Source organism: Thermococcus henrietii, from assembly GCF_900198835.1.
Lineage (GTDB): Archaea > Methanobacteriota_B > Thermococci > Thermococcales > Thermococcaceae > Thermococcus > Thermococcus henrietii.
On sequence record NZ_LT900021.1, the window covers coordinates 2,028,557 to 2,048,561 of the forward strand.

At 54.8% G+C, this 20,005-nt stretch carries 23 protein-coding genes; 10 read left to right on the top strand and 13 right to left on the bottom strand.

Features of this window, described 5'->3' with window-relative positions:
• Positions 1–18 precede the first annotated feature (18 nt).
• From CS910_RS11030 to CS910_RS11945, 11 genes are all read right to left on the bottom strand, one after another.
• The gene (locus CS910_RS11030; RefSeq protein WP_099212048.1) at positions 19–474 is read right to left on the bottom strand and encodes a flagellar protein G; all 456 of its coding nucleotides are present in this window, start codon (positions 472–474) and stop codon (positions 19–21) included.
• The gene (locus CS910_RS11035) at positions 474–995 is read right to left on the bottom strand and encodes a flagella (protein WP_099212050.1); all 522 of its coding nucleotides are present in this window, start codon (positions 993–995) and stop codon (positions 474–476) included. The genes CS910_RS11030 and CS910_RS11035 overlap by 1 nt, the downstream gene beginning before the upstream one ends.
• 20 nt (positions 996–1,015) lie before the next feature.
• On the bottom strand, positions 1,016–2,449 hold the full coding sequence (locus tag CS910_RS11040; protein WP_099212052.1) for a FlaD/FlaE family flagellar protein: 1,434 nt from the start codon (positions 2,447–2,449) through the stop codon (positions 1,016–1,018).
• 3 nt (positions 2,450–2,452) lie between these two features.
• Complete coding sequence (locus CS910_RS11045) at positions 2,453–2,932, bottom strand: flagella accessory protein C (RefSeq protein WP_099212054.1); 480 nt, start codon at positions 2,930–2,932, stop codon at positions 2,453–2,455.
• A gap of 12 nt (positions 2,933–2,944) precedes the next feature.
• Complete coding sequence (locus tag CS910_RS11050) at positions 2,945–3,721, bottom strand: flagellin (RefSeq protein ID WP_099212056.1); 777 nt, start codon at positions 3,719–3,721, stop codon at positions 2,945–2,947.
• Between the two features lie 10 nt (positions 3,722–3,731).
• Entirely contained in the window at positions 3,732–4,397 is a 666-nt protein-coding gene (locus CS910_RS11055; protein WP_099212059.1) for a flagellin, read from the bottom strand.
• 54 nt (positions 4,398–4,451) lie between these two features.
• Positions 4,452–5,087: a flagellin gene (locus tag CS910_RS11060; RefSeq protein ID WP_099212061.1), complete on the bottom strand. Its 636-nt coding sequence runs from the start codon at positions 5,085–5,087 to the stop codon at positions 4,452–4,454.
• 13 nt (positions 5,088–5,100) lie between these two features.
• On the bottom strand, positions 5,101–5,736 hold the full coding sequence (locus tag CS910_RS11065; protein ID WP_099212063.1) for a flagellin: 636 nt from the start codon (positions 5,734–5,736) through the stop codon (positions 5,101–5,103).
• A 146-nt stretch (positions 5,737–5,882) separates the two neighbouring features.
• Positions 5,883–6,836, bottom strand: coding sequence for a class I SAM-dependent methyltransferase (locus CS910_RS11070; protein ID WP_099212065.1), 954 nt, complete (start codon positions 6,834–6,836; stop codon positions 5,883–5,885).
• Between the two features lie 9 nt (positions 6,837–6,845).
• Positions 6,846–7,175 carry a helix-turn-helix domain-containing protein gene (locus tag CS910_RS11075; protein WP_042690868.1) on the bottom strand — a complete coding sequence of 110 codons (330 nt, stop codon included), beginning with the start codon at positions 7,173–7,175 and terminating at the stop codon, positions 6,846–6,848.
• Positions 7,172–7,387: a hypothetical protein gene (locus tag CS910_RS11945; RefSeq protein WP_158523841.1), complete on the bottom strand. Its 216-nt coding sequence runs from the start codon at positions 7,385–7,387 to the stop codon at positions 7,172–7,174. The genes CS910_RS11075 and CS910_RS11945 overlap by 4 nt, the downstream gene beginning before the upstream one ends.
• A gap of 84 nt (positions 7,388–7,471) precedes the next feature.
• On the opposite strand from CS910_RS11945, the gene CS910_RS11080 reads away from it, so the two are divergent.
• Entirely contained in the window at positions 7,472–8,518 is a 1,047-nt protein-coding gene (locus CS910_RS11080; protein WP_099212067.1) for a hypothetical protein, read from the top strand.
• Here the strand turns inward: CS910_RS11080 and CS910_RS11085 are convergent.
• Together CS910_RS11085 and CS910_RS11090 are read right to left on the bottom strand one after the other, a co-directional pair.
• The gene (locus tag CS910_RS11085) at positions 8,515–8,955 is read right to left on the bottom strand and encodes a chemotaxis protein CheW (RefSeq protein WP_099212069.1); all 441 of its coding nucleotides are present in this window, start codon (positions 8,953–8,955) and stop codon (positions 8,515–8,517) included. The two genes, CS910_RS11080 and CS910_RS11085, sit on opposite strands and share 4 nt — an antisense overlap.
• Before the next feature lie 4 nt (positions 8,956–8,959).
• Positions 8,960–10,168, bottom strand: coding sequence for a methyl-accepting chemotaxis protein (locus CS910_RS11090; protein ID WP_099212071.1), 1,209 nt, complete (start codon positions 10,166–10,168; stop codon positions 8,960–8,962).
• Between the two features lie 245 nt (positions 10,169–10,413).
• On the opposite strand from CS910_RS11090, the gene CS910_RS11095 reads away from it, so the two are divergent.
• From CS910_RS11095 to CS910_RS11135, 9 genes are read left to right on the top strand one after another with little or no spacing between them, the layout of a single operon-like run.
• Positions 10,414–11,277 (top strand): CheR family methyltransferase, encoded by an 864-nt coding sequence (locus CS910_RS11095; protein WP_099212073.1) that lies wholly within the window; start codon positions 10,414–10,416, stop codon positions 11,275–11,277.
• Positions 11,252–11,614: a response regulator gene (locus tag CS910_RS11100; protein ID WP_042690875.1), complete on the top strand. Its 363-nt coding sequence runs from the start codon at positions 11,252–11,254 to the stop codon at positions 11,612–11,614. Before CS910_RS11095 ends, CS910_RS11100 begins: the two co-directional genes overlap by 26 nt.
• Positions 11,615–11,625: 11 nt before the next feature.
• Positions 11,626–12,735 carry a protein-glutamate methylesterase/protein-glutamine glutaminase gene (locus CS910_RS11105; protein WP_099212075.1) on the top strand — a complete coding sequence of 370 codons (1,110 nt, stop codon included), beginning with the start codon at positions 11,626–11,628 and terminating at the stop codon, positions 12,733–12,735.
• Complete coding sequence (locus tag CS910_RS11110) at positions 12,710–15,067, top strand: chemotaxis protein CheW (RefSeq protein WP_099212077.1); 2,358 nt, start codon at positions 12,710–12,712, stop codon at positions 15,065–15,067. Before CS910_RS11105 ends, CS910_RS11110 begins: the two co-directional genes overlap by 26 nt.
• Positions 15,057–15,689: a chemotaxis protein CheC gene (locus CS910_RS11115; RefSeq protein ID WP_099212079.1), complete on the top strand. Its 633-nt coding sequence runs from the start codon at positions 15,057–15,059 to the stop codon at positions 15,687–15,689. Before CS910_RS11110 ends, CS910_RS11115 begins: the two co-directional genes overlap by 11 nt.
• Positions 15,686–16,459 (top strand): chemotaxis protein CheC, encoded by a 774-nt coding sequence (locus tag CS910_RS11120; protein WP_099212081.1) that lies wholly within the window; start codon positions 15,686–15,688, stop codon positions 16,457–16,459. The genes CS910_RS11115 and CS910_RS11120 overlap by 4 nt, the downstream gene beginning before the upstream one ends.
• A gap of 9 nt (positions 16,460–16,468) precedes the next feature.
• On the top strand, positions 16,469–16,954 hold the full coding sequence (locus CS910_RS11125) for a chemotaxis protein CheD (RefSeq protein WP_099212083.1): 486 nt from the start codon (positions 16,469–16,471) through the stop codon (positions 16,952–16,954).
• Between the two features lie 25 nt (positions 16,955–16,979).
• Positions 16,980–19,223: a methyl-accepting chemotaxis protein gene (locus CS910_RS11130; protein ID WP_099212085.1), complete on the top strand. Its 2,244-nt coding sequence runs from the start codon at positions 16,980–16,982 to the stop codon at positions 19,221–19,223.
• 40 nt (positions 19,224–19,263) lie between these two features.
• On the top strand, positions 19,264–20,004 hold the full coding sequence (locus tag CS910_RS11135) for a hypothetical protein (protein ID WP_099212087.1): 741 nt from the start codon (positions 19,264–19,266) through the stop codon (positions 20,002–20,004).
• The last annotated feature ends 1 nt before the right edge of the window (position 20,005 follow it).

Genomic DNA, 20,005 nt, shown 5'->3' on the forward strand with positions numbered 1-20,005 from the left:
ACTCCTCAAAGTAGGGTATCAGATTTTAAACACTAGAGAGCGCTTTATGCCATTCTCAAGGACCACTGTAATAGTGTGGTAACCGGGGTTAAGGGCATACTTTATTTTTATCTCCCCCACTTGATAAGGACTAATGTACGTTGAGGGTTCAAACGTTAGATTAGCTGAAGGTACGAGTAGACCATCAATTAATACCTGAACTGAATTTGAGTTAAAGGGTATCGAAACTTGGCCGATGTTTTTAATATAAAACGTGTAAGTATAAGGAGTGGTGGAGGTATTAACAGGTATATTGTTGGGGTCGTTTATTATCGCGAAATTTGTCCGAAGTTCATTCGAAAGCATAGACCCCTTTATGTGTATTCCCTGGGCTATGTCGTTGGTAACGTAGGCCAGTGCCCCAGCAACGCTCCCAGCAACGAGCACGGCAACTATGAACATTATGAGTTCGCTTGCAGGCCCACCTGCCCCCATCAGCTCACCTCCGTTGGACAGCCCCTCGATGTGGTAACGTACACCGAGTTCGTCGTTGTGTTGTAGTACCAGTTGAACCTGACCCAGCACCCATTGCCGAAGACTACGTTCAGCGTGTGGTGAGTGCTATCGAGGGGTATGTACGTAACGTTCAGCAGGACCTCACCGCCAGGGAGGAGATAGGTGTAATTGGAGAGGAAACCAACGTTATCGTCGTTAACGTTGTAAAGTGTAACCAGCTTTCCATCATACGTTCCGCTCCAGTGGGGAACGTATAGGGTAATCCCATTGCTCCGAATTGCGAGGGTTATGTTGTAATATGTAGTCCCCGTACTGACACTACTGTTCTTAGCGTTTAGAGAGGACAGAGTGTTCAACTGTGAAAGCTTGAGGTTGTACCAATACTCGCGGGCGGCCTGAACGTTGGCGTAGGCGTTGTCCCAGGCTGTGTAGAGCGTCCCAGCCATCATCAAAAATGAAATGAAGATTATCGCTGCACTCGCTGAGACGCTGAACCCCATAGGCCGCCCCCTCCAAGCCCTCAGATGCCGTAGAACTCATCGAGCGTCTTTTCCAGCATCTTGATTTCCCTTTCAAGTTTGTCAAGGACGTTTCTGTTAATCCTAAGTCCCCTGAGACGCTCGATGAACAGCAGGCTTATGAGGTGGTCCTGAACGGTGAGCTTCTCGGCCGGCTTCCACTCCGGGTCCCTGTGGTGCGGTCTGGTGCCCTTGGCGTAGCGGAGCAGCTGGTTGAGCACTTCCTCGCTTATCCAGCCGATTTCGTAGTAGAACTCTAGAACCCTCTCGAGGTTCTGTATGCCGACCCTGTCGATGAGGAATCCGAGCCACTTGAGCGCTATCATGGTGGAAACGATGTCCTCGGGTAGCTTCTCAAGCCTGGCCTTCCTTGGCTCCTCCTCGAAGAGAAGGCTCGCGATGTCCTCGGGAATCTGAAGCTTTTCAGCCATGCCAACACCACCTTCCTTCTTTTCTTCAACAACCTCATGAGCGGGAACTTCTTCAATCGAAATTTCCTCAACCCCCTCCTCGGGGACGACCTCAACTTCTTCGGGCGTTTCTTCTGTGGGAGCCTCAACTTCCTCAACTTTGACCTCTTCGGGTACTTCCTCGACGACCTCCTGTTGCCCCGCCTCTTCGGAAACCTCCTCCGCGGGTTTTTCCTCGACTTCTTCGACCTCCTCGACGGTCTCCGGCACCTCCTCAACCTTGAGTTCCTCGACCTCTTCCTCTTCGACAGGGGCCTCTTGGACCTCGGCTACTTCTTCAACCTCCGAAACCTCGGGAACTTCCTCGATTTCCACAACTGGCCCGGCCTCTTCGGCCTTCTCCTCCTCTTGGGCAAGCTCTGCCTGGGCCTCTGCAACGGCCTGCTCAGCCGCGGCGAGCTCCTCCTCGCTGACCTCTTCGCCGGCCTCAATCTTGGCCTGGAGCTCTTCAAGCCTCTCCTGAGCCTCCTCAAGCTTCTCACTTGCAGTCTTCTCCTCAACCTTCTCCGCGAGCTCCTCAACCTTCTTGTGGAGCTCCTCAAGCTTTTCGACGAGCTCGGAGGGAGTCTCTTCTTTCTCCTCCTCTTCAAGGAGCTCCTCAAGCTTGCCAATCTTCTCGTGGACTTCCTCAACCTTCTTCGAGACGGATTCGGCCTTTTTCTCATGAACATCGAACTTGGCCGTTTCAAGGGTCTCAACGAGCCTGCTCAGCTGCATACTGAGGTCCGTAAGCCTTTTGCCCAGCTCGTCAACGCGCTTGCTGAGCTGTTCGTACTTGGTAACCTGGTTGCCGTAGGTTTCGAGGACCTTCTGGATTATCTTCTCAAGCTGTTCGTAGGTGAGGTTCTCCTTTCTCGCTATCAGCTTCTCCCGGAGGTCGTTTATGACGACGCTGGGAACCTTGCCCTTGAGCTCTGCGAGCTTTGCGTTGATGTCTGCCTCTGTGACCAGCCTTGCCATCTCCATGCGTCACACCTCCGCAAGCACCTCATAGATTATCGAGTCGAGGTCAACGCCGTAACCGGCGAGCACCTTTATGTCATTCTTTATCTGGGCAATCTCAAGCTTTAAGTCTTCCAGTTCCTTCCGGATTTCCTGTATCTCACTGGTGAGCGGGTTCTCCTGTCCCATCTGCTCCTTGAAGGGGTTTATCTCCTGACTGATGACCTCGTAGAGCATCATGACGTCCTTGATGGTCTTGTCAAGCCTGTCTATGTCGTCGCGGAGCTCCTGTATCTGCTTCTTGAGGGTGTCAATGCTTATCTTTATCCTCGGGATGTCGTTCTCAATCTCGTTTATCCTCTCGAGTATCTGTGTAATCTGCTCGTTCTCCTGCCTGCTCTCAACCTCTTCTTCGAGCTCCTCAACTTCCAAGGGCTCTGAGGAGGGGGCAGGTTCTTCCTTGGTTTTTTTCTTTCCAAATAAAGATGAAAGGAACGCTAAGGCCATCGTCCCACCCCCTCACTGCAACTGTATGATGTTCTGTGTGTAAGTGTTGGGCGTTGTGAAGTCAATGACACCGCCTGCGCCGTTCTCTGGAATGACCTTTCCAGTGACTTTAGTGGCCGGTGGAAGGCCGAACTTGTCCCCTCCCTTGAAGGGCGTCATCCATATCAGGAGCGCCGCTATGTCACCCCAGCTCAAGGTGGGGTTGTCCGGGTTGTCGGAGATACTGCCATCGTAATCCTGAACGGCCACGATGCCGAAGATGAGGTGACCGTTTACAGTGGCGTTGTACAGGTTCTCCCAGAGCTGGGTGATGTTGTCGGCAACCTTGAGGGTCGTCGATTTGTTGCCGTAGGGCAGGTATGAGGTGTTGTACTGGAAGATGTTCTCGATGTCGCCGGCGTAGTGGAAGTATGTGGCGTTGACCTTCACGCCGCTGATGTTCTCGTCCTCGCTCGGGTTGTAGTACCTGAACACGGCCATCTGCTTGCCGTTGCTTATGACCACCTTAACGTGGGCGAGGTTTATGCCCCCACTTCCGGCGTTGGGACTGACGTAGATGACTAGGCGGGTTATGTTGTGGCCGGACGGCGGGTTGCCGTAAACGTAGCCGTAGATGTTCATTACCTTTATTCCACTCGCAACCTCCTGGGTGGTCTCCCTACCCGTCGCCATGGCTTTCTGTTGCAGGTAGCCGCTCGTGCTTATGAGCACACCGGCGGCCACTGCGGCAACTAGGACCATTGCAATGAACACGATGAGCGTGCCAATACCAATCGCACCGCGTCTCATCTCCATCACCTCACTGGAGCACCATCACGTTGTAGTTGAACGTGGCTGGAGTGGTGAAGTCTATAACTCCCGCCGCACCGACCTCTGGTATGACTTTGCCCACTATCTTGGTCGCCGGGCCAATGCCCGCCCTGCCATCCTCGGTCCTGAACACCGTTGTCTTGAGGAGCAACGCCACCATGTCGCCCCACTCGAGGTTCGGATGCCTTACGTCCATCTTGCTGCCTCCGTCGTGGATTACCGCTATTGCAAACGTTGTGTTCGTGAGGTTCGGGTTGTCCCAAACCTGCTTTGTGATGTTGGTGCCGTTGAAGAGGTCGTCTATGATGCCCCGATACAGGATTTCGCTGTAGTTGTAGACGACGAGTCTAACACCGTCGCTTAGGACTATCTTGACGTTGCTGAGGTCTATGCCCTCGCTACCCGAGTTGGGCGCTATGAATATCGCCATCTTCGTTATTGTCCCCTTGCTCGGTGGCGTTGTGTTCACGTAGCCGTAGATGTTAACGACCTTGAGACCGCTCGCAACCTCCTGGGTGGTCTGCCTCCCTGCAGCTTGAGCCTTCTGCTCGAGATAGCCCGCTGTGCCGATGATAACTCCTGCCGCCACTGCCGCGACGAGCACCATTGCAATGAAGACTATCAGCGTGCCAATGCCTATTGCTCCCCTCCGCAAGGTATCACCTCCTGAAAATTGTCAAAGAACGAAAGCCAAAGGGGAAGAGAAGCGTCACTGGAGGTTGATGACCTCGGTAGTGTAGGTGCTTGGAGTGGTGAAGTCGATGACGCCCGGGGCACCAAACTCTGGGATAACCTTGCCGGTTATGTGGGTCCTAACGGGTATTCCGGTACCAAACACAGCGGTCGCGTTGACGAGGAGGGCCGCTATGTCGCCCTTGTTGAGCGTGGTTCCCTTGATGGCTGACTTGTCGTAGTCCTGTATTATCAGGGCAACGTACTTGGTGGAGCTGGTGTTGGTCCAGAGGTTCGGGTCGAACACGTTCGAGACGTCAGTGCCATCGATACTGTTGTTGTACGTGAGGTAGACCTGGGTTGCGTTGTTGGCGAGGAGTATCTTGGTGGTCTTGAGGTCGATTCCGGCGCTGCCCGCGTTCGGAGTAACGTAGATAGCGAGCTGGGTTATGAGGGTCTTGTCGGCGTTGGTGTGGCCGACCACGTGCAGGACCTGTATTCCGCTGGCGACCTGCTCAGTGCTCTCCCTGCCAGTGCTGGAAGCCTTCTGCTGCAGATAACCACTCGTGTTGATAAGCACTGCCGCGGCAACAGCCGCGACGAGGACCATGGCGATGAAGACTATAAGGGTGCCAATACCAACGGCACCCCTCCTCTTTCTAACGAGCCTCACTCACATCACCCCCTCACTGTAGCTGCACCACCGCGGTTGTGTAAGTGCTCGGAGTCGTGAAGTCGATAACACCCGGAGCTCCGAACTCTGGAACGACCTGTCCGGTGATGTGAGTCCTGACCGGTATCGCTCCAAAGAGGTCGCCAACGTCAACGGTAAGGACGACGATGTCACCGGCGTTCATGGTCGGGGAGTCCTTCTTAACGCTGTGGTCGTAGTCCTGTATGACGATGATACCAAAGTTGGTCTTGTAAGTAACGTTCGGCCAAGCGGTGGAGCCGAAGATGTTGTTTGAGGTGTTGTCATAGAACTTCGAGTTGTACTTGAGAACCGCCTGAGCGGTACCGTTGCTGAGGATTATCTTGGTGTTGTTGAGGTCGATTCCGGCGCTGCCCGCGTTCGGAGTAACGTAGATAGCGAGCTTGGTCAGTCCGTTGTCCGCCGCGTTGTAGTAACCAACCACCTGCATGACCTGTATTCCGCTGGCGACCTGCTCAGTGCTCTCCCTGCCAGTGCTGGAAGCCTTCTGCTGCAGATAACCACTCGTGTTGATAAGCACTGCCGCGGCAACTGCCGCCACTAGAACCATTGCTATGAACACAATCAGGGTACCGATACCCACGGCACCTCTTCTGGTCCTGGCCTTCATTCACCACGCACCCCCATAGGGTTATTTGCGTTAGTGGTTACGCCCGAAAAATATAAAGCCCTTTTTTGTTCTTAGTAGTGTAGGTGATTGTGTAGGTGCATATGTAGGTACTAAAAAAAGAACCCAACGACAGCGGCTGGGGGGAGTTATAGTTTTTCAAGAACGAGGAGGCTCTTACCGGGCCGCTCAACGCGCACGGTGAAGCCCAACTTTTCAACGGCCTTTAAAATCTCCTGAGTCATTGGAAAGCCCACGAAATCCCTGTTGAGGGCCTCAAAGAACTCAAGGGCCGAAACGTTCTCAAAGGCGTCCCTAAAGGGTTCCACTATCACCAGCTTACCCCCATCTTTCAAGGTTTCCAAAGCGTTCTTGAGGACTTTAGCCCTGTCCGGGATGTACTCGAGAACAAAGCTCATCAGAACGGCGTCGTACTCGTTGACGGGCCGTATAAGCCGAGCGTCGAGCTCTTTAAGGGAAATGGGGAGGTTTTTTTCCTCGGCCCTGGAGCGGGCTATCTCAAGGAGCGCCGGTGAGTAGTCGAGGCCGAGGTAGAGACCATCGTAGCCCACAATCCTGCCGAAGAACTCCGGTGAGACTGAACCACATCCTATATCGAGAACCGCCGAACCAGGCTTTAGGCCGGCAACGTCGGCCATGACCTCTCGGTAGGCCCTCGCGAAGGAGGTGCTCATCCTCATGTCCCAGAAGTCGGCGTCCTTGTCAAAGTCCATGAGGATGTGTGGATGGGTGGGAGTTATGAAGGCGTAGTCAACCATTCGATAAATCTCCTCGTGAATGGAAACCCAGTCCGGGAGAAGGAGGTCATACTTATCTGGAGGAATCTCGAGGGTATATGAAAAACCGTTGAGGTGGAGCCTCCCGGCGCGAACCTCGATGATTCGGAGGTCCTGCAACGTAGAGATGAACCTCACGAGCAGGGCCCTGTTTGGAAGACCTACTCCCTCAAGGAGCTCTTGGAGGGTGGGCTCCTTCGCAAGGAGGGAAAATATACCGTGTTTCGTACCGAGGGAAACAATCTGGAGTATGGCAATCCTGACCATGTGGTCTATGTTGGTGTCAACGACCCTTGGGGAGGTCATCTCCCCACCTCACAGGAACCGCCTGTAGTAGCGGTAGTATTCCTTCAGGTAATCCACGACCTTCTTGCCGTATTCTGTAAGGCGGTAGTACTTGAAGCCGTTGCTCGCTATCTCCTCAACGAGACCGAGGTAAACCAGGGAGCTCTCACCGTTGTAGCGGTTACCAAGACCAACAAGAGCCCCCCTCACGTTCGACGGGTCAGAGCCAACGACCCTTGCAATCTCCGACAGGTACGTTGCGGACGGATATATCTCGTTCAGGTACATCAGTATCTTCTTCCTGAGCTCACTGCGGTGCAATGACCTGAGCACCTGCGGGTCTATCACCACCGAGTTCATTCCTCCACCACCCCGGGTTTTTCTGAGCCTGATTGTAGCCCGCTGAAGTTTATGTAGCTAAGCGTGCAGGTGCACCGTATTATTGTTAGCGCTTGGAAGATATATAACGTTTTCGCATGGAGAATGTCCCTTAACCAATACAAAACCCACTGAATTGAAAAATCATCACAACATTTCGATGATGGTGGAATATTGGGCCCTTCACCCATCATCTTGGAAAAAATCTAAAGAGGGTTCAAAAAAGGTTTAAAACATCGTTGCCCATATTAGTTCCACGGGCTCCGCGGGTGGTAATCATGTGGGAAGCGATTGCAGTAACGGCAGTGGTTGCAGTGGCGCTCGTTCTCTACGTTAGGGACGTCACGAACAAGGTTCTCGTGAGGTACTTCGAACTCAAGGACAACCTCATGGAGCTCGAAGAGAACTTCACCGGCTTCCGTTCTGCCATTGAAAAGAGAATTTCAGAACTGAGGAGCTCCGAGAGAGGTCCAACCCAGCTTCCGGAGCTGAAGGAGATTAGGGAAAAGATAACCTCGCTCGAGAAATCCCTGAGGGAGTTCAAGAAGTTCGAGACGAAGTTCGACTTCGAGATTGGGAGCGTTAAGAACGGTCTTGAGAGGCTCGAGAGCAGGGTTGACCGGCTCGAAAAGGAAGTTGAGGAGAGCAGGGAGCTTATAAAGGAGGAGCTCAGGGAGGAAATCATCAGGGAGCTTGAGGAGGAGATAGAGCACCTCGAAGAGGTCATCGAGAGGCGGAAGAACGAGGAAGTTGAGGAGTTCCTTGAGGTCATCAAGGCCGCGATAACACTACAACCAGAGAAGCTCCGCGAGGGCCTTCTTGAAGCCAAGCGCGCACTCCTCTCGCTCAGGGACATCGCGAAGGTCTACGTCCTGACCGGAAAGGGGCAGAAGGAGTTTAGGGAGCTCAAGGAGAACCTCGTAGAACTCCTCAAGAACCTGAGGAAGCTGGCAATCGTCTCCGTCCCGGACGAGAACGTTTACTCCAAGTTCAACGAGGTCATAGTCAAAACCAAGAGGCTCGAACTGCCAATGAAACGCGGGGATAAAGAACTCTCGCCCGAGAAGAGCTTCATTGAGATACACAGGATAACCTACGAGCTGGCCGGGGAGATTGACAGGATTGCCGAGATGCTCGGAGAGCCCGTCCCCGTGACGCCCGTGGAGAAGGAGTTCTATGAGAAGCTGCGCTACCAGTTCGAGGAGCTGAGACGGCTGGAGGAGCAGGTGCAAAAGTTAATGCTCAAGCTCGGAGCCGTTAATAAGGAGCCCGAAGAGAAGAAAGACGACATAGAGGAAATTCTAAAGGACCTCAACCTCCTCTAAAACTCGTCGCCGAGGAGCTTGTCGAGGTCAATCATTATGAGAAGCCTTTCGCCGTCGTTTATCTTGGCGATGCCCTTTATGTAGCGTATGTCCACCCTGCTGGCGAGGGTCTTCGGAGGCTGTTCTATCTGGTCCTCGGTGAGGGTTATGACATCCGAGACGGCGTCAACGATTATGCCGACAACCTCGTCCTTGACCTCGGCGATGATAATCTTCTTCTTGGAGAGGTCCTCGTCCGGGTCGTAGTAGCCGAGGAGCTTCTTGAGGTTGACGACGGTGGTAATCTGACCGCGCAGGTTTATGACGCCCTCAACGAAGTCCGGCGCGTTGGGAACGCGTGTTATGGGCATCATCTCCTTGATTTCCCTGACCTTGGAGATGTCAAGGCAGAACTCCTCGTTGCCGACCATGAAAGCCACAACCTGAATCTCCCCCAAAGTATCACCCCCCAACCCTTTCAAGGAGTTCACGTGAACGCGAAACCGATTCGGCAAGCTCCTTAAGACCCTTTCTAATCTCCTCCAGCCTCGTCTGCACGTCGGAGATGAAGGCCGTGAAGTTATCAACCTCGGCGGAGAGGTCCTCCTGAACCTTGTAAACGCTGTCCAAAGTGTCCATCAGCATTTGAACAGACTGGGCCTGACCCTCAATGCTGTCGGAGAGCTCCTTTATCATGTTGGCCGTCTCGTTGGCGCGTCTCGCTATATCGTCGAAGGCCGCAATGAGCTCTTGAACGGCGTCCTTTATCTCCTCAGTGACCGTGAACTCTTTCTTTATTGAGCCGACGACCTTGTCAATGCTCTCCTGCATGTTCCTAATCAGCTCTGCAATCTGGTCGGTTGACTTCTTGGACTGGTCGGCCAGCTCGCGGATGTTCTCAGCCACCACCGCGAAGCCCCTTCCGTGCTCTCCGCTCCTCGCGGCCTCTATTGCGGCGTTGAGAGCCAAAAGGTTCGTCTGCTCCGCGATGTTGCCGATGACCTCGACGATTTCGCCAATTCTGCGTGAGTGCTCGACGAGTAGCGACAGGGCCTTCTCCATATCCTGGTTGACCTCGTTGATGCTCGCGACGTTCAAAGCCACGTTGTCGGAAATCTGCTTGCCCTTCTCAGCCATGTTAGCCGTTTCGAGGGCGTAATCGGTCAGCGCCTGAGCTTGGGTGTTCATTTCCTCTATGCCCGCCGTAAGTGTCTGGATGTAGTCCCCGAGCTCTGCCACGCGGGAGCGCTCCTCTTGGATGAGCGTGAGCAGACCGTTGGAGTCAAGGGAAACCCCAAAGTCCGCGCTCTCCAGAAGCGACGTTGCCTTCTCGTCGGCGTTCTTGAGCTCTTCAAGGACATCACGAACTTCCTTCGGAACGCCTACCCTCTCAATCCTGACCTCCCTCTTTGACTTGGCTTTCTCAGCTATGCGGAGAAGACGGGAAGCGGTTTCCGAATCAAAGCCCTCAAGGGGGACGTGCTCTCCATCGATGAGCCTCTCAAGAACGTCGAGGAGGTCTTCCCTTCTGGGACTGGAAGAGAGGTAGAGTCCAACGACCAGAGCAGTGCCGATGCCCGCTATTGCACCCACCGCTAGAGAAACCGCAGAACCCGCGAGCGTGACCACTGGAACCGATAGCACCGAGGCGAGAGTTACTGACCTGCCCATGGGCGCACCCCCTGACTGGTACTTATTGTCACTTCAGGGATAAAAGACTTTCGTATGTATGTAATAACCAAAGCTACGAGTCACCATAATAACCCTTGGATTCGTAACGACCTGCGTATGCACCTACACAACCATCTACACTAAAGGCTTTTTACGAGAAAAAGCCCATAAACTTGTAGGGAATTTCGTTGAGCCCCCAACGGGCTCGCCTTCATCCCGGACATTCACCAAGGTGAGTGAGCCGTATGATGGACTACAAGGACCCCGGCTACCTGAAGATTAAGGAGGAGCTCTTTCGGCACCTCAAGGTTAGCAGTGACGCCTACAAGGATTCATACCTCATGCGAAGAATACGCGCGAGGATGAGAAAGCTGGGGATTACGAACTTCATGGAGTATTACCGCCTGATTAGGACCAACAAAAAGGAGCTAGACGAACTGCTCCTGACGGTGGCCATAAACGTGACCGAGTTCTTCCGGGACCCCGTCGTGTGGAAGACCTTCGAGAGAAAGGTCATACCCGAGCTCGTGAAGATAAAGAGGGAACAACACAGCTCCTCGCTCAAGATATGGAGCGCGGCCTGCTCCACGGGACAGGAGCCCTACTCAATAGCGATGACCCTCTACGAGGCCCTTGGAGAGAACCTCGGCGGCTTCAGGGTGCAGATACTCGCGACCGACATAGACAGGGAAGCCCTTGCAGTCGCGATGCGCGGCGAATACCCGGTTGACGTCGTTGAGAAGCAGGTTCCGAGGCACATGATACCTAAGTACTTCACGAGGGTCAGCGACGAGCGCTACCGCGTCTCACCGAAGGTGAAGAGGCTCGTTAAGTTCCAGCAGTTCAACCTCTTCAGCCCGAGGTATCCAACGGGTTTCGACGTCATATTCATCCGCAACGTGCTGATTTACATCAAGAGGGAGGCGCAGGAGGAGATATTTGCCAAGCTGTACGACTCCCTCGAAGACCACGGTTTCCTGATTCTGGGTAAAACCGAGACGATACTCGGAAACGCGGCAAAGCTGTTCAAATTGTACGACCTCGTCGCGAGGATTTATCGCAAGAACCTGGAGGTGAAGAAGCATGGCTCGGGTTTTGGTCGTAGATGACGCCGCCTTTATGCGCATGCTCCTGAAGAAGATACTGACCCAGGGCGGCCACCAGGTGGTTGGCGAAGCCAGCAACGGAAAGGAGGCCGTTCAGAAATACCAGGAGCTCAAGCCCGACGTGGTAACGATGGACATAGTCATGCCGGAGATGGACGGAATAACGGCCGTCCGCGAGATAAAGAAAATCGACCCCAACGCCAAGATAATCATGATTACCGCCGTCGGGCAGGAGAGCAAGGTCATGGAAGCCCTCAAGGCCGGCGCCTCTGGATACATCGTCAAGCCCTTCCAGGCCCCGAAGGTGCTTGAGGAAATCAACCGCGTACTGTCGAGTTAGGGTGAGTGATGATGCCCCTGAGCTCACCCAAGAAAAAGATTAGGGTACTCGTCGTTGATGACTCCGCCTTCATGCGCAAGATACTCAGGGATATAATCAACTCCGACCCCGAGCTAGAAGTCTGTTGCGAAGCCCGTGATGGAATCGAGGCCATAAACATGGTCAAGCTCCACAAGCCCGACGTGGTAACGCTCGACATTGAGATGCCACGAATGAACGGCCTCGACGCCCTCAGGGTTATAATGAAGCAGAGCCCGACGCCGGTAATCATGGTGAGCGCACTCACGCAGGAGGGGGCCGAGGCAACGATAAAGGCCCTCGAGTACGGGGCGATTGACTTCATCCCCAAGCCCAGCTCTTCCATTTCCCTCAGCATGAAGGAGATGAAGGACGAGATAATCGCGAAAATCAAGGAGGCAGCGAAGGTTCCAAGGAGATTCCTTGAGCTCAAGAGGACGAGACTGCTGAGGGCCCAGAAGAGCAAGGTCAAGAGGAAAGGGGTTCCCGCGAGGATTGCGGTTGCAATGGCGGCCTCAACCGGTGGACCGCAGTCCCTCCTCAAGGTTTTCCCCAAGTTCCCCGAGCACCTCGGCGCGGCAATCCTGCTCGTCCAGCACATGCCCCCCGGCTTCACGAAGTCCTTCGCCAAGAGGCTCGACAGCGTCAGCAAGCTCAACGTGAAGGAGGCGGAAGACGGCGAGCCCATCGAGGAGGACTGGGCCTACGTTGCACCGGGCGACTACCACATGGAGGTCGAGCTGAGGCGCGGAAAGCCCGTGATAACCCTCAACAAGAAGCCGAAGATACACGGTGTAAGGCCTGCCGCCGACCCGATGATGATTACCGCCGCGGAGGTCTTCGGCAGGAGAACCGTCGGCGTCGTCATGACGGGAATGGGACGAGACGGGGCCCAGGGAATAGTCGCCATCAAGAAGAAGGGCGGAATCACCATCGCGCAGGACAAGGAGACCTCGATAATCTACGGAATGCCAAAGGCGGCCGCCGAGACGGGCATGGTTGACTACATCGTGCCGCTCGATAAAATCGCCGACACCGTTGTGATGGCAGTGAACAAGATAAAGCGGGGTGGTGGCGGTGGAGGACCTTTCACAGTACCTTGATGAGTTCCTCGCCGACGCGAGGGATAGGATAGACAGCCTCAGCAACGCCATACTCACGCTGGAGAAGATAGTCAAGGAAGGTGGCAGTGAGGAAGAGAAGAAGGCAATGATAGACCAGATTTTCCGCGACGCCCACACGCTCAAGGGTACGGCCGCGACGATGGGCTTCATGAAGCTCAGCGAAGTGGCCCACAAGATGGAGAACCTCTTCGACCTCGTCAGGAGCGGTAAGATTGAGCCAACTCCCGAGCTTATAGACGTTCTCCTCGAATTTCTCGACATAATAGAGGCGATGGTCGACAACATCGAGGAGACCGGGGAGGAGGGCGACTTCGACGTTGACGAGCTCTTCGAAAAGGCCCAGAAGTTCTTCGACCAGGCGGGGGCAGGCGGTGGAAAGAAGGAAGAGGAAAAGGAGGGGAAAGAGGAGAAAGCCCCCGAAGAGGGAGAATCTGAAGAAGCTGGGGCGCCAGAAGCTCCCCCCGCCGGCAACCGCTACCTCGTGAAGGTCTACTTCCAGAAGGACGCCCCCCTGAGGGGGGTCAGGGCTTTTCTCATTCTCTCCGACCTGGAGGAGCTTGGAGTCGTCGTCGAGACCAACCCCGAGAGGAAGGTCATCGAGGACGGAAAGGCAGACGTTGATGTGCTCGAGTTCGTCATAGAGACCGAAGAGGACCCGGAGAAGATTAAAACAGTCGTTTCTCGGCATCCCGAGGTTGAGAAGGTCGAGGTTCAGACGCTCGGCGGCGAGACAGTTGCGAGCGGAGAGGGCGCAAAGGTTGAGGGAGGAGAAAAGAAATACGAGGTCACCGTTTACCTCCAGAAGGACGCCCCACTCAAAGGTGTTCGCTCTTATCTCGTTCTCCAGGACCTTCAGAAGGTTGGCCTCGTTGAGAAGACCGAACCAAATGAGATTGACATCCAGAACGGCGAGCTGATTGACGGTTACTACTTCAGGGTCATTCTGAGGACGAACCTCAACAAGGAGGACATAGTTAAGATAATCACCAAGCACCCGGACGTCGAGAGCGCCGACGTTAGGGAAGTAGGAGAGGGCGCTCCGGCCCAGGCCCAGCCCAAAGCCGAAAAGAAGGAGGCGAAAAAGGAAGAGAAGGCCGAAAAGAAAGGGAAAAAGGCCATAAAAGGCCCGATAAAGACGCCAAAGGTCAAGATTTCCAAGATAATCAAGGTGGACGTGGGGCACCTAGACAGGCTGATGAACCTCGTCGGTGAGCTCGTCATCACCAAGGGAAGGCTTGAGCAGATAGCGGAGAGGCTCGGCGACAGGGAGCTTCTCGAGACGCTGTCAACGCTCTCAAGGCTCCTCACCGAGCTGCAGGACGAGATAATGGAGATGCGTCTCACACCGGTCGCAGAGGTCTTCAACAAGTTCCCGAGGATGGTCCGTGAGCTCGCGAGGAAGATGGGCAAGGAAGTTGAGTTCATCATCGAGGGAGCGGACATCGAGGTTGACAGGACGATACTCGACAAGCTCGGTGACGTTCTCGTCCACCTCCTCAGGAACGCCATAGACCACGGCATTGAGCCACCGGAGGAGCGCGAGAAGCTCGGCAAGCCGAGGGCGGGAAGGCTTGAGCTCATAGCAAAGCGCGAGAGGAGCCACGTCGAAATAATCGTCAGGGACGACGGAAGGGGGATAGACCCTGAGAAGATTAAGAGGAAGGCCGTGGAGAAGGGCCTCATAACCCCGGAGCAGGCCGCGGAGATGAGCGACGAGGAGGCGATAAACCTAATCTTCCTGCCGGGCTTCAGCACCAAGGACCAGGTCACGGACGTTTCTGGAAGAGGAGTTGGTATGGACGTCGTCAAGGAGGTCGTCAAGAGCCTCAACGGAAGCATAGCCGTTTACAGCGAGGTCGGAAAGGGAACGACCTTCGTGCTCAAGCTGCCCGTGAGCATGGCCATCATCCAGGCGCTCCTCATCAAGGTGCAGGACGAGGTCTACGCGGTTCCGATAAACAACATCCTTGAGAGCATCGAGATAAAGCGCGAGAACCTCAAGAGCATCGGCGGAAAGGAGGTCATAGTTCTCCGCGGTGAGATTATACCTGTCATAATGCTCCACGAGCTCTTCGGCCTGCCGATGCCCGAGCTTGAGGAGTTCCCGGCCTTGGTTGTTGACCTCGGCGCCCAGAAGGTGGCCATAGGAGTTGACGAGCTTCTCCACAAGAAGGACATCGTCATCAAGAGCCTCGGCAAGATGCTCTCGCACATCAGCGGCTTCGCAGGAGCGACCATACTCGGTGACGGTAGCGTCGTGCTGATTATCGAGATTAACGGTCTCCTCGGAGGTGGGCGTGGTGGAATCTGAGAACTACGAGGAGTACATAAAGAACCTCGACGAGGTCGCAAAGAGCGCGCTGGTCGAGACCTTCAACATAGGTGCCTCCAGGGCGGCTGACGCGCTCAGCGAGATGACAGGTTTGACGGTGAACATCACGGTTCCGGAGATAGAGATAACCTCCATCAAGTCCGTCCCAGAGAAGGTCGGTGAGGACGTTAAGGTGGCAGTCTACATACAGCTCAGCGGGGGCTTCGAGGGCCACGCGTTCTTTTTCCTCGACTTTGAGGATGCTCTCAGGATATTCGACCTCATGATGGGCCAAGAACCCGGGACGACGACCGAGTTTGACGATATGGTTGCGTCGGCCGTCATGGAGATGGGAAACATCCTAATCTCTGCCTTCGCCAACGCCCTCAGCGAGTTTCTCGGAACGGAAATCAACCAGACGCCGCCGGACATTGCGATTGACTTCACCCCAGCGATACTGGACTTCGCGCTGGCCGACGTTGCCCAGCACTGCGACTACACGATGCTCCTCAAAACCGAGATGAAGATTGAGGGAATAGAGTTCAAGGAGCACTTCACGATTATCCCGCATCCGGCCTCGATGAAGAAGATTGTTGATACCCTGCTGGGGGGATTCGTATGAGCGGGCACAAGAACTGGTTTTCGGAGTGGTATCAGGACATATTTAGGGAAGCCTCCAACATAGCGATGAGCCACGCTCTCACGGCGCTCTCGAACATGATAGGCGAGATAGAGATGGAGCCCCCGACCGTCAGCGTAATTCCCAGGGCAAAGTTCCTCCACGAGCTCGCAAGCAAGGGAATAACGAACAGTTTCGTTGTGATGTTCGACATAACCGAGGGGCTCAGCGGTTTGACGATACTCCAGTTCCCCAAGGAGAGTGCCAAAGCGCTCGTCATGACGCTCCTTGGAATGGACCCCGGCGACGAGGGAATAGACGAGATGGGACGCTCGGCGATAATGGAGATAGGCAACATACTGATTTCGGTTTACACGGACATCCTCGCCAAGCTCATTGAGGAGCCGGTGTCGCTGAGCCCGCCAAAGCCAGCCGAGAGCCTCTACGACGTTGAAAAGGAGCTGTCAAGGCCCGACCTCAGGGATGTCACCGAGGTCATAATGTTCAAGACACGCTTCTATCAGAAGGACACGGGAATAGAGAGCCTGTTCTACCTTGTGCCAACCAAAGACGCCTTTGACAAGCTCGTCGGCAAGCTTGAGGCCCAGGTGAAGGACATCGAGCCCGAGATACCGCCCGAAGAGACGATAGAGCCCGGGGAAGAGGTAGGGGAGAGCAAGGTTGAGGAAACCACCGAAAGCCCCCAGGAGGAAGCCCAGGAAAGCACCACGGAAGGTTCCGAGCCTACAATCAACGAGCAGACAGAGGGTTGAACCTTGCCGATGGAGATAAAGGTCGGCATCGGCGACTACGCGGTCGGCAAGAAGGAGGGGATAATCAGCACCTACGGGTTAGGTAGCTGTGTCGGTATAACCCTCTACGACCGCCTAACCAAGGTTGGCGGTCTGCTCCACGCGCTCCTGCCGGAGGCGAGCTACTACGGCAACAAGGGAAACCCGGCCAAGTACGTCGATACCGGCCTGCAGTTGCTCATCAGGGACATCCAGAAGCTCGGCGGAAACCCGAGGAGGGCCGAGGCAAAGCTCTTCGGGGGGGCGCACATGTTCACCAACGTGACCAACGAGAAGCTGATGATAGGGCAGAGAAACGTCGAAGTGGCGAAGCGGGAGCTCAAGAAATACGGCATAAGACTGGTCGCGGAGGACACAGGCGGAAAGGGCGGAAGGACGATTTACCTCGACCTATCAACGGGTAAAGTCAGGATGAGGAAGGTTTCAGGTGGAAAAGTCATCGAGAAGATTTATTGAATCAGGAACACGAGGGGGTGATTCGATGAACTTCAGGACGAAAATTGTTGGTATCGTTGTCGTTTCGCTGTTCCTCGTGGCAGTGATAGCCAGCGCCATGATGCTGTACACGGGAAACCACACAAGCGACATAATCCAGCAGAAGCTAGCACCAGAGGTGGACTACCAGGCCAAGGAAATGACTATGGCGCAGGCAAACGCACTCGCGGAACAGTTCAGCGGGTTCTTCAGGGAGGTCGAAGCCCTCGGACGGGCCACGCAACAGCTCACCATAATATCGCTGAACGACCTGAACAAGACTGGGACGCCATTTGGAAGTCCCGGCTACGCTGAAAAGCTGAAGCCCCTGCTCCTCGAACGCTTTTCAACGATAGCCAAAGCGGAGCCAAAGCTCAGCGCGGTGTACTTCGGCGACGTGAACGGCAACATGTACATTTATCCTGAGCAGAAGCTTCCGGCCGGTTACGACCCGAGGAAGAGGCCGTGGTACCAGGAGGCAGTCCAGAAGAACGGACCGGTCTGGAGCCAGCCCTATCGCGACGCCTCAACCGGAAAGTGGGTCGTGACTTACGCCGTTCCAGTCTATTACAACGGTAAACTCGTTGGTGTCATTGGTCTGGATGTGTTCATAGACACGCTCGCAAAGGCCGTTACAAGCGTTAAGATAGGAAAAACGGGCTACGCGTACGTCGTCGGTCCAAACGGCCTGATATACATCCACCCCGACCCCCAGATTGAGATGAAGCTCAATGTCTTCAAAGAGCCCAGCCTCAAACCCGTCGCCGAGATAATCAAGAGCGGAGAACCAAACGCCACGACGATATACACATGGGAAGGGGTGCGCGCCGTCGCCGCGGGTGTTAAGATTCCCGAAACGGGATGGTACGTCTTCGCCAAGGTCCCAGTCAGCGAGATAAGTGCGGGCATAATAAAGGCGGTGGACGACACGAGGAAGACAACCCAGAGGGCGGCACTGTACATGACGCTCATAATCCTCGCGATATCCGCCGTTCTCGTTGGCGCCGCATACAAGATTACCCAGAGCTCGATAAAGCCCCTGGAGGAGCTCAAGCGCGTGGCGCAGGCTTTGGCTGAGGGCCGGCTGAGTGAGGTGAATAGGGAGCTTAAGAGGATTCGGTACTTGGAGGACGATGAGATTGGTGCGCTCATCAAGGCCTTCGAGGCCGTAGGAAAGGACCTCGTTGGAACCTTAAACACGATAGCGACAAAACTCGAACGCCTCGCCGAGGGTGATTTAAGCAACGGCCTCAGCATGGAGGCCAAGGGTGAACTCAAAGAAATCCTCGAAGACCTCAAAGACACCAACGAGAAACTCAAGGGACTAATCGGCGAAATAGTCAACGTTACCGACGAACTTGAAAAGAAGGCGAACACCCTCGCCCAGATTTCAAAGGATGTTACAGAGGCGATTAACCAGGTCAACGAGGCCGTTCAGCAGGTCAGCATTGAAGCGCAGAGACAGCAGGAGCACATCAACGAAATAACCGAGGGAATGCGCTTCGTTGCAGAAACCAGCGCCGAAAGCGTCAGGGCAATGGAGGAGTTCGAAGGAGCCGTTGGAGAGGTAGTGAACATCGCCAACGAAGGCAGGGAGAAGAGCGAGGTCTCGGCCCAGCAGATAGAGAGCATCCAGGAGACCATGAGCAAGATTGAGCACGCCGTTACAAAGGTCGCGGAGATGAGCAGGAGTATTGAGGAGATTACGGATGTGATTACGAATATTGCCGAGCAGACGAACCTCCTTGCCCTCAACGCGGCTATTGAGGCGGCTAGGGCTGGGGAAGCTGGTAGGGGTTTTGCCGTCGTTGCCCAGGAGATTAGGAAGCTTGCCGAGGAGAGCAAGCAGGCTGCAGACAACATCAAGAACATAATCGACCAAATAACCACCGAAATCAGGGACGCAGTGGAGAGCACGGAGAAGGGCGTTGAAGTGGTTGGCGAGAGTGCCGAGACCCTCAGGGAGACGATAACCTACCTCGGCAACATCGCCGACCTCCTCCAGGAGGCCAGTGGTCGGATGGGTGAGGTGAAGGAGCAGATTATCCGCACGCAGGAGGAGGTTGATAAGGCGTTGCGTGCTTTGGAGAATTTGGCTGCGAGTGCTGAAGAAACTACAGCCAGTGCTGAGGAGGTTAGTTCTGCCGTTGAAGAGCAGACTGCTGCCACTGAGGAGCTTGAGAGGGCCGCTAACGACTTGAAGAGAATCGTCGAACAACTCAGGGAAATCATCAGCAAATTCAAACTGTGACTTTCGTTGTTTCCCTTTCCCACTTTGAGGGGGTGAGAACGTGGACTGGGTAATGATTGCAGTCATCGCGGTCGTGGTGTTGCTCGGCATGGTGGTTACAGCGTACATCATCACCAACGCCATTAGCAACCAGATGGGAGAACTCTACGCGGCGCTGCTCGAGCGGGAGCTGAAGAGCGAGAGCCCCGCCCCGAAAAGGGAGGAGCCCAAGAGAGTCCCCAAGGAGGAGAAGAAGCAGATGAGCGTCTCGGGGGTTAACGAGGAGGAGCTCATCAAGAAGCTTCGCCAGGTCATCGACGAGAAAGTCCAGCGCGTCCTCGACGAGGCCAGGCACAAGAAGGAGAGGCTCCTCATGCTCCTCGACGTCGCGAGAGGCTACACCCTTGGATACATAAGCGAGGACGAGTACAACGCGTTCCTCATGAAGGTCCTTGCCGAGCTCGACGAGTTCAAGAAGCTCTGGCTTGCGCGCTTCCCGAGCCAGAAGGACAAGGAGAAGCTCAACCAGGTGATAGCGTACGTCGCGAGGACGAAGCTCCCGATTACGGTCAAGAGCAAGGACGGCAAGACGGCCGTTAAGCTCCCGCCGGAGGAAGCCCTTATAAGGATAACGAGTAGCATCAACAACGCTATAAACATCCTCGACGAAATGATATCCTCGCGCGGCGGGAACCCAGCGGTAACGCCCCTCGAGGTTAAGCTCTCGCAGGAGTGCGAGAAGCTCCGCGCGAAGGTTGAGAAGCTGGAGAAGCAACTCGAAGAGTACCAGGCCCTCACGTGAG

What these genes read in the sequence shown, in the direction of transcription:
- CS910_RS11030 (WP_099212048.1), bottom strand. Translation starts at nt 474, where the DNA reads ATGGGGGCAGGTGGGCCTGCAAGCGAACTCATAATGTTCATAGTTGCC.
- CS910_RS11035 (WP_099212050.1), bottom strand. Translation starts at nt 995, where the DNA reads ATGGGGTTCAGCGTCTCAGCGAGTGCAGCGATAATCTTCATTTCATTT.
- CS910_RS11040 (WP_099212052.1), bottom strand. Translation starts at nt 2,449, where the DNA reads ATGGAGATGGCAAGGCTGGTCACAGAGGCAGACATCAACGCAAAGCTC.
- CS910_RS11045 (WP_099212054.1), bottom strand. Translation starts at nt 2,932, where the DNA reads ATGGCCTTAGCGTTCCTTTCATCTTTATTTGGAAAGAAAAAAACCAAG.
- CS910_RS11050 (WP_099212056.1), bottom strand. Translation starts at nt 3,721, where the DNA reads ATGAGACGCGGTGCGATTGGTATTGGCACGCTCATCGTGTTCATTGCA.
- CS910_RS11065 (WP_099212063.1), bottom strand. Translation starts at nt 5,736, where the DNA reads ATGAAGGCCAGGACCAGAAGAGGTGCCGTGGGTATCGGTACCCTGATT.
- CS910_RS11070 (WP_099212065.1), bottom strand. Translation starts at nt 6,836, where the DNA reads ATGACCTCCCCAAGGGTCGTTGACACCAACATAGACCACATGGTCAGG.
- CS910_RS11075 (WP_042690868.1), bottom strand. Translation starts at nt 7,175, where the DNA reads ATGAACTCGGTGGTGATAGACCCGCAGGTGCTCAGGTCATTGCACCGC.
- CS910_RS11945 (WP_158523841.1), bottom strand. Translation starts at nt 7,387, where the DNA reads ATGATGGGTGAAGGGCCCAATATTCCACCATCATCGAAATGTTGTGAT.
- CS910_RS11080 (WP_099212067.1), top strand. Translation starts at nt 7,472, where the DNA reads ATGTGGGAAGCGATTGCAGTAACGGCAGTGGTTGCAGTGGCGCTCGTT.
- CS910_RS11090 (WP_099212071.1), bottom strand. Translation starts at nt 10,168, where the DNA reads ATGGGCAGGTCAGTAACTCTCGCCTCGGTGCTATCGGTTCCAGTGGTC.
- CS910_RS11095 (WP_099212073.1), top strand. Translation starts at nt 10,414, where the DNA reads ATGATGGACTACAAGGACCCCGGCTACCTGAAGATTAAGGAGGAGCTC.
- CS910_RS11100 (WP_042690875.1), top strand. Translation starts at nt 11,252, where the DNA reads ATGGCTCGGGTTTTGGTCGTAGATGACGCCGCCTTTATGCGCATGCTC.
- CS910_RS11105 (WP_099212075.1), top strand. Translation starts at nt 11,626, where the DNA reads ATGCCCCTGAGCTCACCCAAGAAAAAGATTAGGGTACTCGTCGTTGAT.
- CS910_RS11120 (WP_099212081.1), top strand. Translation starts at nt 15,686, where the DNA reads ATGAGCGGGCACAAGAACTGGTTTTCGGAGTGGTATCAGGACATATTT.
- CS910_RS11125 (WP_099212083.1), top strand. Translation starts at nt 16,469, where the DNA reads ATGGAGATAAAGGTCGGCATCGGCGACTACGCGGTCGGCAAGAAGGAG.
- CS910_RS11130 (WP_099212085.1), top strand. Translation starts at nt 16,980, where the DNA reads ATGAACTTCAGGACGAAAATTGTTGGTATCGTTGTCGTTTCGCTGTTC.